Origin of the sequence: Psychrobacter aquimaris (assembly GCF_016107525.1) — a bacterium.
GTDB lineage: Bacteria > Pseudomonadota > Gammaproteobacteria > Pseudomonadales > Moraxellaceae > Psychrobacter > Psychrobacter aquimaris.
This window is the reverse complement of the sequence record NZ_JABASR010000008.1, coordinates 125626-143727: the sequence shown is the minus strand read 5'-3', so window position 1 is coordinate 143727 and position 18102 is coordinate 125626. Positions and strand designations below refer to the sequence as shown.

Annotated in this window: 13 protein-coding genes; 4 read left to right on the top strand and 9 right to left on the bottom strand. The window is 43.2% G+C overall.

Features of this window, described 5'->3' with window-relative positions; translation table 11 throughout:
* Positions 1–27 precede the first annotated feature (27 nt).
* From JFC10_RS08910 to JFC10_RS08890, 5 genes are all read right to left on the bottom strand, one after another.
* Positions 28–477, bottom strand: coding sequence for a YaiI/YqxD family protein (locus JFC10_RS08910; RefSeq protein WP_109592368.1), 450 nt, complete (start codon positions 475–477; stop codon positions 28–30).
* A complete protein-coding gene (locus JFC10_RS08905) occupies positions 477–1829 on the bottom strand; it encodes a 5-(carboxyamino)imidazole ribonucleotide synthase (RefSeq protein WP_198332545.1) in 1353 nt (450 codons plus the stop codon). The genes JFC10_RS08910 and JFC10_RS08905 overlap by 1 nt, the downstream gene beginning before the upstream one ends.
* A gap of 188 nt (positions 1830–2017) precedes the next feature.
* Entirely contained in the window at positions 2018–2578 is a 561-nt protein-coding gene (gene purE, locus JFC10_RS08900) for a 5-(carboxyamino)imidazole ribonucleotide mutase (RefSeq protein ID WP_198332544.1), read from the bottom strand.
* Between the two features lie 99 nt (positions 2579–2677).
* Positions 2678–3643, bottom strand: a complete 966-nt coding sequence (locus JFC10_RS08895) for a metallophosphoesterase (protein ID WP_198332543.1) — start codon at positions 3641–3643, stop codon at positions 2678–2680.
* Positions 3644–3787: 144 nt separating this feature from the next.
* Complete coding sequence (locus JFC10_RS08890) at positions 3788–4396, bottom strand: rhomboid family intramembrane serine protease (RefSeq protein WP_193011242.1); 609 nt, start codon at positions 4394–4396, stop codon at positions 3788–3790.
* A 370-nt stretch (positions 4397–4766) separates the two neighbouring features.
* On the opposite strand from JFC10_RS08890, the gene JFC10_RS08885 reads away from it, so the two are divergent.
* Together JFC10_RS08885 and JFC10_RS08880 are read left to right on the top strand one after the other, a co-directional pair.
* On the top strand, positions 4767–6362 hold the full coding sequence (locus tag JFC10_RS08885) for a hypothetical protein (protein ID WP_198332542.1): 1596 nt from the start codon (positions 4767–4769) through the stop codon (positions 6360–6362).
* Between the two features lie 462 nt (positions 6363–6824).
* Positions 6825–8420 (top strand): OmpA family protein, encoded by a 1596-nt coding sequence (locus JFC10_RS08880; protein ID WP_198332541.1) that lies wholly within the window; start codon positions 6825–6827, stop codon positions 8418–8420.
* Positions 8421–8502: 82 nt separating this feature from the next.
* Here JFC10_RS08880 and nagZ read toward each other — a convergent pair whose 3' ends face one another.
* Positions 8503–9588 (bottom strand): beta-N-acetylhexosaminidase, encoded by a 1086-nt coding sequence (gene nagZ, locus JFC10_RS08875; RefSeq protein ID WP_198332540.1) that lies wholly within the window; start codon positions 9586–9588, stop codon positions 8503–8505.
* Between the two features lie 517 nt (positions 9589–10105).
* Between nagZ and JFC10_RS08870 the strand changes: the two genes are divergently transcribed.
* Positions 10106–12316, top strand: coding sequence for a carboxy terminal-processing peptidase (locus JFC10_RS08870; protein ID WP_198332539.1), 2211 nt, complete (start codon positions 10106–10108; stop codon positions 12314–12316).
* 569 nt (positions 12317–12885) lie between these two features.
* Here the strand turns inward: JFC10_RS08870 and JFC10_RS08865 are convergent.
* Positions 12886–13371: an FKBP-type peptidyl-prolyl cis-trans isomerase gene (locus tag JFC10_RS08865; protein WP_193012469.1), complete on the bottom strand. Its 486-nt coding sequence runs from the start codon at positions 13369–13371 to the stop codon at positions 12886–12888.
* Between the two features lie 333 nt (positions 13372–13704).
* Here JFC10_RS08865 and JFC10_RS08860 point away from each other — a divergent pair, with 333 nt between their 5' ends.
* Complete coding sequence (locus JFC10_RS08860; RefSeq protein WP_198332538.1) at positions 13705–15738, top strand: M61 family metallopeptidase; 2034 nt, start codon at positions 13705–13707, stop codon at positions 15736–15738.
* A gap of 169 nt (positions 15739–15907) precedes the next feature.
* Here the strand turns inward: JFC10_RS08860 and copM are convergent, their stop codons facing one another.
* Both copM and JFC10_RS08850 read right to left on the bottom strand, forming a co-directional pair.
* The gene (gene copM / locus JFC10_RS08855; protein ID WP_198332537.1) at positions 15908–16717 is read right to left on the bottom strand and encodes a CopM family metallochaperone; all 810 of its coding nucleotides are present in this window, start codon (positions 16715–16717) and stop codon (positions 15908–15910) included.
* Positions 16718–16920: 203 nt separating this feature from the next.
* Positions 16921–17538, bottom strand: a complete 618-nt coding sequence (locus JFC10_RS08850; RefSeq protein WP_198332536.1) for a pseudouridine synthase — start codon at positions 17536–17538, stop codon at positions 16921–16923.
* Positions 17539–18102: the final 564 nt, after the last annotated feature.

Genomic DNA, 18102 nt, shown 5'->3' with positions numbered 1-18102 from the left:
AAAAACTAAAAACAAAGCATTTAAAAACTAGCGTACCAACTTGTTTAATCCATCAGCAAAGGCTTTTTTATCACGATCGCCATAAGGTTTTTGACCACTCATTTCTTGTAGCTCGAGCACACCAGTACCGCGCATGGTATCCATAAAATCACGCATATTGAGCTTTTGCTTGATATTATTTTTGTCGTAGACCATGCCGCGAGTGGTCAAGACCATACCACCTTTGTCCAAAATGTCATTAGCCAAAGGAATGTCGCTGGTAATAGCCAGATCGCCTGGCTGTATTTGCTCAACGATATAATCATCGGCTTTATCGAACCCTGATGGCACCACTGTCATGACAAGCAGTGGTGACTTACGCAGTTTGATCGGCTGATTGGCGACGAATATTGCCATGGTTTGTGTGCGTTCAGCGGTTTTGATAATCAAATCTTTGGCAATCAATGGCACCGAATCGGCATCTACCCAAATCTGCATTATTTTTTAACCTTTTCTGTTTTTGCCTTAGCGTCGATAGCCTTACTGATTTTGCTGTCTTCGAGGCGGACTTCTGTACTCTCTAAAATGTTGTCATTGTCAGTAGTGGTTAGACTATCTGACGCTTTTGGCTGGCTATCAATCGAAGAGGGCTTTTTCTCAAGTCCCATTTTATTGGGTAGCGTAGCGATGAGCTTGGCTAAAGCAGGCTCTAAATCGGCAACATCATTGGGCATCAAGGTAATATGCGCAATTTTGCGGTCGTCACGTTCTGCTTTATGGTAGCTATGATAGTGTGCACCATCAATATTTAGCACGGCGCTGATATCTGGATATTGACCCAAGACATTGAGCATAATCGCTGGGTGAACGTTGTCGGTATCACCTAATGGCAGATTGACGACGGCGCGAATATGGTTTTCGAACTGGCTGGTGACAGCGCCTTCAATGCTCCAGTGCCCAGAGTTATGTACGCGCGGCGCAATTTCATTAGCGAGTAGTGTGTCATGACCACGCGCATCTTTGGTCACAAAGAGCTCAAGTGCCATCACACCAACATAGTCTAAATGATTCATGATCTTGGTGATGGCATCGGTTGCTTGTTTGAATAAATGACTGGTGCCAACGGCAGGCGCTTGGGTCTTGGCTAAAATACCATTATGATGATGGTTTTCGACCAAATCGTAGCAACGAACCTGACCATTTTGTGCGCGTGCGGCGATAATAGAAAGCTCGCGGCTAAAGTTAATAAAACCTTCTGCAATCAAAGGTGCAGGCGTTGGCGTTAGTGAACCCTTTCCCGTAACCGCATCTTTAAGATCTTGCCATGCTGCCTTGATATCACTGTCTTGTCTAATCACAAACTGACCTTTGCCATCATAACCGCCACGGCTGGTTTTTAGGACGATAGGCAGTCCTAATTCATGACAGGCTTGCTGCAATTCAGCTTCAGAGTTGACAGCCATAAAGGGTACAGTGGCAATATCAAGCGAATTGAACATTTGCTTTTCTTTTAAGCGGTCTTGAGCGATATCAAGCGCAATCAATGGCGGAAACATGCCTTGTTTGCTACCTGATTTTGACAAATCAGTAAGCTGTTCGACTGTCGCAGTCGGTGTGTTTTCAAACTCTAAGGTAAAAACATCTGCTGCTGCGATGAATTCTTCCAATTGATCGCTATGAAATACACGACCGTATAAGCCAGCAGGGCAGTCAGTGCTGTCTTCTAAAAACACGCATTGGTAGCCTAGTGGCATCGCTGCTTCGGCAAGCATCATACCAAGCTGACCACCGCCTAAAATACCGATGGTACGAATGGTTTGGGTAACAGGGTAAGCGTTCGCTGTAGTCATGGCAGGCTCTTTGAGTTAAAAGTGAATAATGTTTTTGGTGTATTAAAATGCAAAAAGTCATCTATTAAAATAGGAAAAGGTGCACTACATGCACCTTATATTAAGTAAAACCCATCTAAAAAAATATCAAGTAAATAGCGTCTATATCTAAATAACGGGATTCAAAAACCGTTATCAAAAACATGCAATTAGGTATTGATAATACCTGGCGTTGGGCTGGCAAGGATGGTATCAGTTTGCGTTTGGCGCAGATTATCAAGCTTAGTCGCAATCGTCTCGTCATGCAACGCTAATACTTGAATCGTAAGCAGAGCAGCATTGTAAGCGCCTGCTGAGCCAATGGCTAATGTGCCAACTGCAACGCCTTTAGGCATCTGTACGATAGATAATAAGCTGTCCCAACCGCTGAGAATAGAAGACTTTACAGGGACGCCAAACACAGGTAGCGGCGTTTGGCTGGCACACATGCCAGGCAGATGTGCGGCACCGCCAGCGCCTGCGATGATAACTTGTAGACCGTTATCTTTTGCGTTTTTTGCATAGTCAAACAATCTATCAGGGGTGCGGTGTGCTGACACTACTTCACAATCAAAAGCGATATCAAAGTCTGCGAGCAATTGCGCTGCCGCACTCATGGTAGCCCAATCAGATTGTGATCCCATAATAATGCCAACTTTTGGCTGACCAGCAGGGGAGGTGATAGGGCTGTTTTGATCCATCGTGTTAACAGTAGCTGTTGTGGTGCTCATGCTTTGATATCCTCAAAAAGACCATCATACAAAAGTTTTGTTGCCTTCGTAAAGCCAAGTTTAATTTTTAATAACAAAGCGGGAGCAATAGCACCAATTTTATGGATTGGTGTTTGCTGATTTATCATGGCGATATTGGACAAAGTTACTGGCTTTAAGTGGCAGTGGCTGCTCAGTATCAAGCTGATAACAAGTCAGATAACCGCTGTCTACCGCCGCTGAATAATCAGTACAGGCAACTTGTGGACTCAACGGCTCAGGCGCGCCAGTTAGCCAATAATGACCGACAAATACTGCTTTAGCCGTTTTCAGAGCGAAATCAATATTTTCAGCCAACACCTCTTTTGGAATCTGAGCCAATGCTGATGCAGGCGCGCGTGCCACCTCATAAAGACGGCGTTTATTAAGCCCGTCAAGCCACCAGCGCACTCGCACGCGCTTGCGCTCAGTGCCTTCTTTATCGACCATGACAATGCCATCGGGTAGTGCTGTTTCCACGCCTTTTAATACTCGCTCTAGCGCATCAAATGGCGCCGTATTTTCTTTAGCAGTGGCGACTAGCCCGTGCGGCGTTAAGCGGTTATCGTCAGTCAATAACGGTTGAAGTACCGCCATACTATCGACATCCCAGCAGGCATGAACAAAACAAGCATACGTGGTTTCAATCCATAGGGGGAGCTCATATAACCGATTAAGCCAATATTGATGACGCTCTGAGCCAAAGGCTACTTCGGCTAAAAATGCGGCATGTTGGCGGGTATGGATTTCATTGTGCGAGCGCAGATATTGGCTAGAGTTATCAGGGTCAAGTGTGGCAAAAGTCAGGGCATTATATTCATGATTACCCATCACTGCATCCGCCACGTTAGCATCTATCATGGCAAAAACAATCTCCAGGGTAGCCAATTGCTGTGGTCCTCGGTCAATTAAATCACCGATAAATAACGCTCGATGCCCTGCTGGCGGTACAAAATACGTACCATTATGAACATAACCTAGCTGCTTTAATAAACCAACTAACTTGTCTGCGTAGCCGTGAATATCACCGATAACATCTATCATCATAATAATTATCAAATTCTTAAATAGTCTGTTAAGTATTAGTTTGCGTAAAACACAACGCGACGTTACTCATCGCTCAATTACGTGAACTACCATCATAAACCGAGTTCTGATTTCAGTTTTTATTGCTGATTTTTATCATTAAGCTTATAACCCAGGTGATAAGAGCGCATTGATAAAATGTGGTAGGACTTGCGGTTCTAAAATAATCGTGGCAATAACCCCAAACGCGCCGCCCCACATATGCGCCATATGATTGATATTAGAGCCGCCCCGTTTATCCGCATAGATACTATAAGCGATATAAGCGACGGCGAATAGTATCGCAGGTATAGGAATAATCGCGAATAGGTAGATTTTCTCCCACGGTGCCAGCAAAATAAAAGCAAACAATACGGCTGATACACCGCCTGATGCGCCAAGGCTTAAATAGCTCGCATTGTTTTTATTCTTGAGGTAGCTTGGAATCATCGCAATGATAATAGCCAATACGTAAAAAACCACGAAACCATAACCAAATAAGAACGGCTGATATAGTCCCTCAATAGCACGACCAAAAAAGTATAACGTAAACATATTGAAGAGCAAGTGCATACTATCGGCATGAATAAAGCCATGCGTGACAAAACGGTCCCACTGACCATTACTTACCGCTGGTGGATAAAAAATGAGTCGATTAAATACTGTTTTGTTTTGCCATGCCACTAAGCTGACAATAACGGTGATAATAATGATGAGGGTCGTATGATTGAACAAAGGAAAATCCTTAGGCTGCGCCTGATATGTGATGAATGACAATGTTCAAAGCCTAAGCATTATGGCTGAGTGCAAACTAAATTTATAGGACTGACAATCAATTATTAAGTATTAGCTACTTATAATAAAGTAATACTAACAGTAGTTATGACAATGCAAAAACTTATTATGTGACAAAATAGTGCATTTATATGCTTTTATAGTGAATAATATAGCAGGCTGTCAGGCAAATTGAGTAATGCTTCGTATCTTGACGGTAATGGCGGGCTAAATGAGAGCAGTATCTAAGAATACAGACGCTAACGACAAATAAAACAAACATTTCATGCGTTGGCAAATTTAAAATAAGCGCCGAAAGAGGCAGTAATCTATGAGTATTATCGACCAATTAGAAAAGACCGTAACGCCAGCTGTCATAGGTGAGCGCAACAGTCATGATAGTGTGGCTTACATCAGCTTATTGGAGCAGTTTTATGCCATCTTGGCATCACGTCTCGCCTTGCCGCAAGTGTACTCACAATTTATCCGCGCCGAGCAAGTGATGGTTGATAGAGTCACAGAAAGTCCACTGTTCGAACAGCTGTGGCTAGATAAAGGCATACAGCAGCTCATGATCCGAGAACTGGCTGCCACGCATCATATTGATGAGTCTACTACGTCACAGCTGCTTATCAATGCCGCGCCATTGGCTTATCGTGAGCTAAAAGTATTGGCCAATAGCCAGTTTTTGCCAGCGTTCTTGCAGGGAGAGCAGGCGGCACTGCGTCAGTACTTACCGATATGGTCAGCACCTATTATTACTGCTCCTCAAAACATCAATAGCGAATCAGAAGTACACCCAAGCATCGCAGCAGATATTGATAGCGTACAAGCGCATGATACGTCTTTGGATGGTCGGCAAAATTCTCATATAGATACCAGCACGATGACCGCAGCGACAGCCGCTTATAGGAAAAATGCTGACACAGTAGATAAACCTGATATCGGAAATACTGATGTAGAAAGTATGAAGATAGGCGATACTGACGCCATTCATGCCAATCCGTCAGCGCATCATTTGGCAGAAAACAGTAGTATGAAGCAAGAAAAAGTACGCACTCGCAATCAGCGCAATGATTTACTGGTACGGGTGGTTTTATTAATCATAGCCATTGCTGCGATGGGGCTTGCTGCTTGGGCAATATTAATCAGACCGAACAACGCGCCACCTGTAGAAGCGGTTGCCGCAGCGCCTGTTGTGGTAGCGCCAACGCCCGAACCAGTAGCGCAGGTGATGACTCCTATTGAGCTAATCGTGGGCGTAGATAACAGCGGTAGTCTGTATACCTGTAGTGCTACCATCGGCGATGCAGTGCTGCAAAGTACATTGCAACAAGCGCTCAATACCAGCTTTGGTGAGCAGGCGAGTATTTGCGAATTGACAGTACAGACTGGGGTTGCCAGTAGTATTGCCAACTTACCCGAGGAAGTACTGCCCAATGTCTTGACGATGATTAGGTCTACGCCATTTGCACGCCTACATTTGCAGAATGACCGTCTTATGTTAGAAGCGCCAGATAGTACGCTATTGCAACGATTGGTTACGGATATACGTACTCTGGTACCTGCTATGGTCATCGATAGTACTGCACCGCTACCGCTGCCTGAAAATAACAATGCCAATGCAATGAATAATACGAATAATCAGTTCGAAAATGATGGGGCTACCAACAACCAGTATGCTAATGACTATAACAACGGTGGGTCTGGAGAATTTCAAGCAGCAGATGATGATGCAGGCGATCGTATCGTACCTAATCCTGCACCCAACGATAACAATGCCAACAATGTTCGTAATATTCCCAATAATATCCCTAACAACGCACCAGTGAATAGCAGACCCTCGGGCCCCATATCAGAATCGGAGGTAGATGATATGGCAAGCACACTCATTGTCGCTGAACCTGCACAAGTAAGGAATAAATGATGGGATAATAGGATTATTTAGCGATTATCCCATCATTTATTCAGTGGAATAATTTATTAAATAAAGATGGCGGGATAAGTGTCTTATGTCACCATTTTTTCTATCAATACCCAATGAAAAGTATCTAAAAACTATAAAACATCTGAAAAAACGATTTATTTTCTTCATATATGCATAGTTTTTACTGCTTCCTTTATCGTTTATCAACGGATGAATGAGTAATCACTTGCCATGTTTATGGTTACGTGTGACATCTGAAATATTACCTAACGTATCATTTGCACAACAACGTGTTGATTGTTAACACTGACTTAATACTTTTATAATGATGAAAATTGAATATCGCCAAGATGGCTTTAACTGTCATGGTTCTTATTCCATATTATTATTTTATCTGGTATTTTTTTGAGTATTTTAATTATATAAATCGATAGTAATATGTATTAATAGGAGAATTGTATTATGGATATTATCAGTCATTTGACGCGGACAGTCAGCCCAGCGGTACTGGAGGATGATCATAGTCCAGCGAAAAAAGGTCTGCTTGAGCAGTTCTACGCTATTTTTGCCGCTCGCTTAGCGGACAACGATACTTACAATCGTTTTGCAAATGAGAATATCACTCGTGATGATCAAGGTTTTTATGACCGTGTATGGAGCGATGATTCGCAACGTGATCAAATCGCTCGTGAGCTGGCAGGCAAGCATAATGTCGATGCAACGTCTTCGCGCGGATTGATAGCGATGGCAGCCCCACTTGCTTTTTACGAAATTAAAAGCTTGGCAGGTACCACACCAGTGCCGCAGTTCTTAAGTGATAATCTTGATAGTTATCAGCGTTATATCCCTGCCTGGGCAAGTGCGGTTTTGCCTGTCGGTGTATTGGCGGCGACACCTGCTGCTGGAGCGCACATCTCTGATACGGTTAGTACTGCACCATTGCAACGTGAAGAAGAGCAACAAGGCAGCTTTATGAAAGCATTGCTTCCAATTATTGGACTAATTATCTTAGGGGCATTGGCTTGGGCTTTACTTCGTGGTTGCCAAGAAAACCCTGAGCCTGTCGCCACACCGGTGGCTACTGCTCAACAAGCAGCGCAGGGAGATGGTCAGTTGGCAGTGGCAGGTGATATCGAGCCGGCATCATTGCGCATTGCGACTGGTGAAAACGGAGCATTATATGCCTGCCGTATGAATGTGGGCGACGAGACTTTGCAGAGCAATGTAATGAATGCGTTGACCAGTGCATTTGGTGATGAAGCCAATAAGTGCCGTGCTGATGTCGATGATAATTTCGCAGTAGATATGCCGGCGGTGGCTCAGCTAGCCACTATTTTACCTATTGTCAAAAATGTACCAAACGCCAGCATGGTTATCAAAGGCGATGTGATCACTGTCAATGCACCTGACGCCGCGGCATTAGATAAGCTAGTGGCTGACTTACAAGCAGCTGCTCCTGCGATGACTATACAAGCCGAAGGACCGTTGGATTTGCAGGGTGAGATTGATAATAGTTTGGCGGCTGCCGATGTTGCTATGACTAATCTTGGTAAAAACCCAGATCCACGTGATGTGGCTCGTGCGTTAAGTATTCAGGTGATCAACTTTGAAGTGGATGAGGCAGTTATTCCTGATGTCAATAAAGAACTGCTTGACCGCGCTGCTAAGATTATCACTGAAGTGCCAAATATGAAGTTGATGATTATCGGTCATACCGACAGTCAAGCATCAGATTCTTACAACCTAGAATTATCTCGTGATCGCGCTGAAGCAGTGAAAGAGTATTTGGTATCTAAAGGTGTAGATGCTAGCAAACTGACGACTAAAGGCATGGGTGAATCAGAGCCTATCGCTGATAATTCAACCGAGCAAGGTCGCTTCCGTAATCGCCGTATTGAGTTTATAGTCAATGACGAGACGGCCAGTGCAAACGATGGCATGACTATTAGTAATAATGCCTTTGACCCAGACTTAAACCCTCTGGATAGCAACAACGACGACTTATTACCTGATGGTGATGATGCCACTCAAGGTACGGCAGTAGATCCTGCCAATTAATGTACAACAGCTTGATTGAGAAGTTGTTCATTTAAAAAAACCGCATCTTATAAAGGTGCGGTTTTTTATTTTGCTAAGGCTATTATTTATAGGCGGTCGGATCTTTTGATTCAGTAGCGCTGCGAGTCGTTTGCACCTCAGATTGAGGATTAAAAAAGGTCTGAGTCACGTTTTGCTTTGCCTGTTGCCAATAGTCAAATTGTTGACAAGTAGATTCCAGATCACCTTGCCATGTTGGTATCTTTCCGCACATCGTTTTGATACGGTTTTGATTGGGATAAGGCAGCTCTTGTGCAGTTTCTGCGGCTTCATGGGCGGCGACACGATCATTACAAACCAGTGCAATATCACAACCTGCTTCAATCGCTGCCTTCACACGTGCGCTGACATCGCCCGCTGCTTGAGCACCGGCCATACATAGATCATCGGAGAATAAAACCCCATCAAAATTGAGCTGATCCCGTATGATGTCCTTGAGCCAAATTTTAGAAAAACCTGCTGGCTTATCATCGACTTGCGAAAAAATAACATGGGCAGGCATTAAGGCATCAAGCCACGGTAGCGTTTGGGCAAAAGGCTGCATATCGCTATGCATAATCTCATCCAAGCTACGCGTATCGATGGCCTCAGCCACATGGGAATCAGGGGCAATCGCACCATGACCGGGGAAATGCTTACCTGTGGTTGCCATGCCAGCGGCTTTCATACCGCGCATAAACTGAGTCGCCAGCGCAATGATCGCTTGCGGCTCTTGATGAAAGCTACGATCCCCAATGACTTGGCTGATGCCATCTCTGTCAAGTACTGGCGCAAAACTGAGATCAATGCCCACGGCCAACACTTCTGTTGCCATTAGATAGCCACAATCGTAAGCACAGCTCAGCGCATGGCTAGGGTCTTGATTAAATAATTCCCCAAGCCTGCCCATGGCGGGTAGTGGGGTAAAGCCATTGCGCAGTCGTGCGACTCGTCCACCTTCTTGGTCAACGCCGATTAATATGTCAGGGTTGTGATAACGTATGTCGTCACACAACGCGCGTACTTGTGCGGCATCTGCAACGTTTCGGGCAAATAAAATTACCCCACCCACTTGTGCCTGTTTGATTAAGCTGACATCTTCTGCGGTCAGTGCGGTACTATCGATATCAATCATTAAAACGCCGTACATAGCGTAATCCTTATGGTGTTATATATTGTTATATGATCGGTTCAGCTGCAAACAAATAAATGATGATAATTGGCATTGTGCAGCTATTATCAAAACTGCTTTATTATGACAGTTATTATTAAATGAGCATAATGTGGCAGATGAATAGATTCAAATCAATTCGTAAATAGGCATTGAATCGTCAATAAACGGCCCAAATAATGATGAATAATAAATGTAATAGAAAGTTTGGTATGTGCAGGCGTAGCGTGTAAGATTGCTTATACAGTTTGAGACAGTCCGATATTTATGTGCATGATAATATTGAGTGATTTTTAACAATATATTAGCAAACAGCAATGGTAGTTAGCGACCATGATTCTTCAGAAACTATCATTGAATAAATATTCGATTGATAATGGTCAACAAACATATCGTAAATTAAAGATTAAGCATTCATGGGCAGCGACCGAACCAACCACTTTTGATTTTTATCAAACAAATAATATTATTAACGTAAAATAACTAGGTACATATGATGAAAAAACAACCAGCACAGTGGTTACTCAGTGCAGCGTCAGTGGGCATCGCCGGTATTATTCTTACCCAAAGCTATGGGACGGCAATGGCCGACACCAATACTGAAGGCTTCGTACAAACTCCCGAACAAAAAGTCACCACTCGCCAAGTAGCCGCATTGCTGGATCGTAGCCACTATTTAAATCAGCCGCTAGATAGCAAAATGGGCAGCGAGATCTTGTCCATGTATATCGACAGCCTTGATCCAAACCATACCTTGTTTTTGCAATCTGATGTGGATGAATTTAAGAAAAAATACGCCGATGAATTTGGGGCTCGTCTCAAGCGTGGCGATTTGTCTGCAGGGGTAGATGTTTTTGAGCGTTATCGCAAACGCTCAAACGAGTATTTTGCGATGGCGAGTAAGATGCTAAAAACGAATCTTGATTTGACGGGTGATGACACTATCGTGCTCGACCGTGAAAAACTCCCCCATTTTAAAACCAAAAAAGAGCAGCGTGATTATTGGGCGCGTCAGCTTAAGTTTCAGCTGATGAGTATTACCTTGGGTCAAGAAGATGAAAAAGCCAAAGAGCAAGTATTCCTGAGCAATCCAGATATTACTCGTGGACAAGATTTAGTACGCAACGACCAACGTACACCAAGCGAGATTTTACAAAATCGTTTATCGCGACAGCAAGAGCAGTTTAAGCGTCTCACAAATGATGAAATCATGGAAACTATCTTAAATACGGCGATGCTGACTTACGATCCGCACAGTAATTATTACGCACCGATTCAAGCCAACGAATTGCAAATTCAATCTAGTTTACAATTAGAAGGCATTGGTGTTTCTATTCGCCCAGACCGTAAAAACCCAGATTATACCCGCATCGTGACCTTAGTCGATGGTGGTCCAGCAGCCAAATCTGGTCAGATTAAACCTAACGATTTGATTATCGGTATCGCCAAAGATGGCGAGAACATGATAGACGTGGTTGGCTGGTCAACGCGTGAGATTGTGAGCTTGATTCGCGGTAAACGTGGCACATCAGTGACCATCAAAGTGCGTCAGCCAAATACCCCTGATGCTAGTGCCCGTAACGTGACGGTGGTTCGTGACATTATTCAACAAGAAGAGTCAGGAGTTACCCAGCGTGTGGTAGAAGTACAGCGTCCTAATATCGATAAAACGCCAAAACGCATCGGTGTACTTGAGATTCCAAGCTTTTATCTGAACTATCGTGCTCGTCGTAATGGTGAGGATTACCGCAGCGTCAGTATCGATACCGAAAAAGCGTTGAAAGAGTTGAATAAAGAAAATATTGATGGCCTCGTGGTTGATTTGCGTAATAATCCAGGTGGCTCATTGGATGAAGTGGCAAAAATGCTTGGCTTCTTTATCAAGAGCGGACCGATGGTGCAAATTCGTGACAATCGCGGCAATATCCAAGTCTACCGTGACGATGATGGCGGTGAGCAACTTTATGATGGTAAGGTGGTCGTTATTACCAACCTAGCATCTGCTTCAGCCAGTGAGATATTTGCCGCGGCTATTCAAGATTACGGTCGTGGGCTGGTGGTTGGTAGTACCACAACGGGTAAAGGTTCAGCCCAGATTCAACTCGATAATTTGGCATTGGGTTCAGCCACTTTAACGCAGCGCAAATTCTATCGCATCACTGGTGGTAGTACGCAGAATAAAGGTGTGGTACCTGATGTAGAGTTGGTCAATATCTATGATGATGCCACTTTTGGCGAACGTGCGCAGAAAAATGCGTTACCTTGGGATACCATCAAAACTGCGCCTTACAAGCCTGAAGGTAAGTTCACCGACGATACGCTAGCGACACTTAACCAGCAGTCTAAAATTCGTCAAGAGCAAAACCCACAGTTTGTTTATCTATCAGCGCTAAACAACATTCGCGATATGGAAGATGAGAAAAAACCAGTTCCTCTGGATATCAATAGCCGCCGAGCTAAGATGCAGTTGATTGAAAAGCGTTCATTAGAAGCTGAAAACAAACGTCTTATTGCAACAGGTGAGCGCCCTTATGCCAATTGGAACACCTATCAAGCGGCAATGGATGCAAAATTTGAAGAGCGCAGTCGCATGAAAGCCAAGGAGCGCCCAGAGCTACCGGAAGACGAAGCCTTCATCAATGAAGCGGCCTATATTATGCTGAGCGCTGAACCTAAAGCCTTGCTAAGCCCTGAAGAGAAGCTATAAACAGTCAATATTATAGCCAAAACCGCTGTTGATAAAATCCATGTAAGCATATGCTTACATGGATTGACGTTTATACCTCTTACTAACCATGAGGCAATCTGCGATTATAACTGTACGGCACGATTGAACGAAACGGTTCATTGATACTAGGGATTGGTATCTCAAATGTCGCATCAGGGATAGGTGGTTTGCTGATTAGGGATGATAAGGCTGGATGCCTGTCAGTTATAAGATACTCCGGGATTAGGTATCATGTAACGATAACATGGATGGTTAGTGATAAAAGCCGCATAACGCTTGTCGTTATGCGGCTTTGTTACGTCTGCCATATAGCATTTTGATAAATGCGACTAACTAATAGCTTCTAATAGATAAATCAATAACAGTGAATAGTTTATAAGCCTATCAGGCTGCTCAATATAAACTGAAAACATCAATGTTTCTAGAAAATGGTTTTTATAAATGATAGACATAAAAAAAGGTCAGTAGACAAAGCCACTGACCTTTTTTATTAAATAGTGGTCTTAATAAAGACTACCATTTAACATCTCACTATACTCTAGAAGAGATTAGTGCTCAACGCCACCAGCGCCATGGACATGACCATGGTTTAGCTCGTCTTCAGTTGCTGCACGTACTTCTTGGATTTCAACATCAAACGTCAAACGCTTACCAGCCAATGGATGGTTTGCATCAACGGTCACTTCTTTGTCATTTACAGCAGTCACAGTAACTAGCATTACTTGGCCGCCAGCTTCTGACTGAAACTGCATACCAGGCTGGATATCGTCAACGCCTTGGAAGTTATCACGTGGTACATGTTGTACCGCTTGCTCTTGATATTCGCCGTAGCCATCAGCAGGTTCAACAACAGCATTCACTTGTTCGCCAGCAGATTTACCTTCTAGCTGTTGCTCAAGGCCTGGAATGATGTTGCTATGGCCATGCAAATACGCAAGTGGTTGACCTTCTGGTGATTGGTCAAGAATGTTGCCTTCGTCGTCTTTTAGTGTGTAATTGAATTTGACGGCAGTGTCTTTTGCGATAGTAGTCATAAGTTATCCTAAATATATCTATGTAAAAAATTAAATACGGTTGCAATAAACCTAAAAAATCCAATCAGCAAGCCAAATAGCCACGTCATTAGTCAATTATCATCAGTTTATTAAAGTAACTTTAGCAGTTAGCATCTTTAATTGAGATGGCTCATATAACTTTCAAGGTAAAAACAATAAAAAATGCTATTTTATACTGATAAATGGTATTTTTTATGAAAATAAACACGGTTTTTTGCAGTTTGAAGGCAGAAAATGGATATTCGGGGTTTGCCAGTTGCGTTTTTGGACAAGGGCTTCTACCATAATGATAAAAATAAGGATAAAAAGACCATGACTTCATTTGCAAATAATTCACGCAATCAGCTATCAGATGCCAATAAAATCAACGATCACCATAAATCAAAAGCGGATATCAGTTATCGACTCAGTTTCGAGCGTTTTTTTGAACACTTGGTTGATGTGTCGCTCAATTTTACGGCAGCGAATGATGCACCTCAACTTTGGCTGCCAGCATGGATACCGGGTAGTTATCTGATGCGTGAGTTTGCGCGCAACATTACCGCGGTGCATTATCAGGTGTTAGACCGCCAAGCGTTAGACCGCCAAATCATGGATGACAATACTCACGAGACTTATCGTGCGCACAAAATTGATAAAAACACGTGGCAATTACCAAAAGCCAAGGCAGGGCAAGCCGTCAGTGTCCATTATGAAGTCTACTGCTATGACTTATCGGTACGTACTGCCTATGTCGATCAGCAGCGTTTGTATGGGAATTTCACCTCGTTGGCATTGGCTGTTGAAGGGCAAGAACATCGAGATGTACAAGCTAGCTTAGTAGTGCCAGCAGCATTTTTAGCAGGTAAAAATGAGAGTCGGCTGCTATTGGCATGTGGCTTGGAGTCTACGCATCTACGTCTTGATGGGCAGCATAGCTACGGATTACAAGCAGGCAGTTATCACGAGTTGATAGATTACCCGTTTGAGATTGCAGAGCAGGATAAGTTTGACTTTATTATTCAAGACAAGACGCATCAGACGCTACACCATCGTTTTTATCTCTCAGGTAAGCACAGCGCCAATATGGGCAGGCTACAGCAGGATGTCACTCAGATCTGTCAGTGCTATCTAGATTGGTTAGGCGATGCGCCATTTAATGATTATACGTTTATGACCTTTGCCAGTGGTCAGGATTATGGTGGACTTGAGCATATCAATTCGACCAGTCTCATTACGCCGCGCCGAGACTTACCTAGTCTTGATGAGCCAAAAATACCAAGCACCGATTATCAGCGATTTTTGGGTTTATGCAGCCATGAGTATTTTCATTCGTGGTGGGTCAAAACGGTACGCCCAGATGTTATGTTGGATGTCGATTTGCGCCGCGAGGCATTTACACCGTTGCTATGGGTATTTGAGGGATTTACTTCGTATATCGATGACTTTATGTTGCAAGCGTCGGGCGTGATTGATAAGCCAAGCTATCTCAAGCTACTGGCTGAGCAAATTAATCGTTACTATCAAACGGCTGGTCGCGCGTATCAAAGCGTTGCAGAATCGAGCTTTGATGCGTGGATTAAGCTATACCGTAACGATGAAAATACAGGTAATGCTGGTATCAGTTATTACAACAAAGGCGCATTGGTGGCATTATGCTTGGATTTGACGCTGCTCCAAAAGAGCAATGGTCGCTATCGTCTGTTTGATGTGGTCAAGGCTTTTTATACTCAAGCCAAGCAAAACGATAATAAACGCATTGGTATCAATAGTGCTGATATGGGTACAGTCATTGGGCAGTTCATGCCTATAGAGGATTGGGAAGACTTTGAGTATCGTTATGTCAATGGTGTTGAAGAGTTGCCAATCGAAGCGCTGCTGGCGGAAAACGGTATTAACATGAATAGCAATAGCAAAGAGACGGCTGACAAGCATATGCCTTGGGGCATGCGCTGTACTGAGACGCCCGCTGGTCTTAAGGTTAATCGTGTGACACGTGCTAGTGTCGCTGCTAGAGCGGGTATTTCAGCGAACGATGTCATTGTGGCGCTTGACGGTATCAAAGCTGACAGTAAACAGTTGGCATTGCTGAGTAATGTTGAGCGTGATATTGAGTGTCATCTTTTTCGCCGCGATGAATTGATGCGTGTCAATGTACTGCCTAAGGCGGCTATTGAGGGGCAACAGCAAGACAGTACCGATAGTAATGTCAATGAGGTTAATAGAGCTACGAATAAAGCATACCCGTATAAAGTGAGCTTGCAGTTAGCAAAAGCAAATCAATCGTCAGGAGTCAGTGATAACGCTTCTCCAGCCGATGCGGGCTGGCAAGCATGGCTCAATGCGATAGAGCGTTATCAGAGTTAAATACATTAATGTGAACGTATTGGGTCTCACTATTCTGTCCAATAATTGGCTAAAAATAAAAGCCTTTGCCAAATACTATTATTTGGCAAAGGCTTTGTGTAATAGTTATCAGTCTTTTTTGAGGTTTGTTAAAAATTAACAGGTAAGTCAGTGTCTAATAATTCAACATCTAAGAAGCAGGTTGCTCAGATTTCTGATGATTATCCGCTTCATTTGCGCCCTGTGTCTCTTTAGTGTTTTTATCGGTATTAGCGTCTGCAATCCATTGTTGCATACGCGCAATCTCAATCTGTTGGCTATCGATGATGTCTTGTGCCAATTGACGCATCTCTTCGTCAGTGCCATATTTCATCTGAATTTTTGCCATCTCTACTGCGCCAATATGATGCGGTAGCATACCACGTGCAAATGCCATGTCAGGCACAGGATCGGCGATACCCAATACCATCTTGCCATTTAAGACATCCATGCTTCTGGCATACGACTGCTGCATCGCTTCGGTATTGGGTTTAGGTTTGGCGGTATCAGGGTGGCTGGCAAGCCATTTATTCAAAATATCGATTTCAGCTTGCTGAGCGGTGATAATCTCTTGCGCCAATTGACGCATCTCTTCATCAGTGCCATATTTCAGCTGTATTTTTGCCATTTCTACTGCACCGCGATGGTGTCCAAGCATCGCTTTAGCAAAGGCCGTATCGGGGTCGTTGTAACCCATACCGATCATCATCTCATCATGCATTCTAGTCATCGACCTTGTATAGTCTCTGAGCACATCTGTCATCTGGCTCTCATCCGCGACATCTTCATCTTTTATGAAATCTTCATTGACCTCGTTTTCATTTTGACTATCAGTGATGGGCGGAGTAACGGTTTCCCCAGAACTTGCCTCGTTATCTTCTGTTGTCGGCTGACAGGCGCTCAGTACCAGCACAGCAGAAATGCTGGTGGCCAACAAGATCCAACGACGAGAAGCAAACATAACATATCCCTATAATAAAAAATAAAATGATAAGTGGATGAGACTTATGATACCTAAATAATGGTGTACTGAAGCTTAGCAGATAAACCTTGCTCGTTCGAGACGCGATGTTTAGTAAGTCGTAATTGGTTTTAATTGATATCAAAGCCAATGATTAGGACTTGTCCTTATTTTAGAAATGCTGATAAAAATGAGGGTGCGCTCTAATAATCAGAAATGCCTAATTGCTGGCAACGCTCACTGTTTAAGTGAATGCGCACAAACTCACCAACTGCTAAGTCACCCAATTCGAACCCTGCTACCGACCAGCGTATCAAACGCAGACAAGGCAGTCCAACCTGCGCCGTCATACGTCTGACTTGGCGATTCTTACCTTCATAAATCGTTAGCATCAGCCATGAGTCTGGCACACTTTTACGCTCACGTATCGGTGGATTACGCGGCCAAAGTGGCATGGGTAATGTCTCTTCACTGACGTGTTTGATATTGGCAGGCAGGGTCTTACCATCTTTGAGAATCACGCCACTTCGAAGCTTATTAAGTTGTTCAGTAGTAGGAACTCCTTCCACTTGCACTAAATAAGTTTTACCCTGTTTGCGCCCCGCGTTGGCTTTTGGTGGATGGGTAATCGCTTTGTTGACTCGTCCATCATCGGTCAAAATCAGCAAGCCTTCTGAGGTGGCATCGAGCCTACCTGCGACTCGTAAAGACTTATCGGTAAAATACTGCGATAGGGTGGTGTGATCATTGTTGCTGTCATCACGAAACTGACTTTGCACCCCATAAGGTTTATTGAATAAAATCAGACTAGAGGTCGACATAAAATGGTGTTTCCTGGATTTGAATCATTCTTTTTTGCGTATTTTGAGGCTAGGGCATGTCCTCAATTCAATCGATTAACCTTTAAATGGGCTAAAAATGGCTAAATTTTGCCAAACATCGTCAAATAGCTTATCAATATCTCGATATTATTTGCGCTACTTTCCTTGTTTGACGGCAATTTATCTCATTTTTATCAGCATTTTTAGAATGAGGACACGCCCTAATAAAACGTTATTTTTTTAAATCAACTCTATAAGCTGTAAATTTGTTGATTTTATATAAAGTATCTTTGTCATTTTGCTTGTTATTATAACAGTCTGTGTGGATGCTATTTTGCTAAAGGGATTTTTACAGTATCGTTAAGGCAATAAATAATTATTCAGTGAGTCACTATTTTACTTATTAATTTTTTAAGTCATTTATTAGCATATCGCAACTTATCTATTGCTCAGAGTTTTTAGTTTAGCTAACCCGTGTTTAAAGCGGTATAAATAATCATAATATAATGGTTAGCATAACAGAATGCCAATGACGCTTGCGATATCTAACATACAACCAAGGAG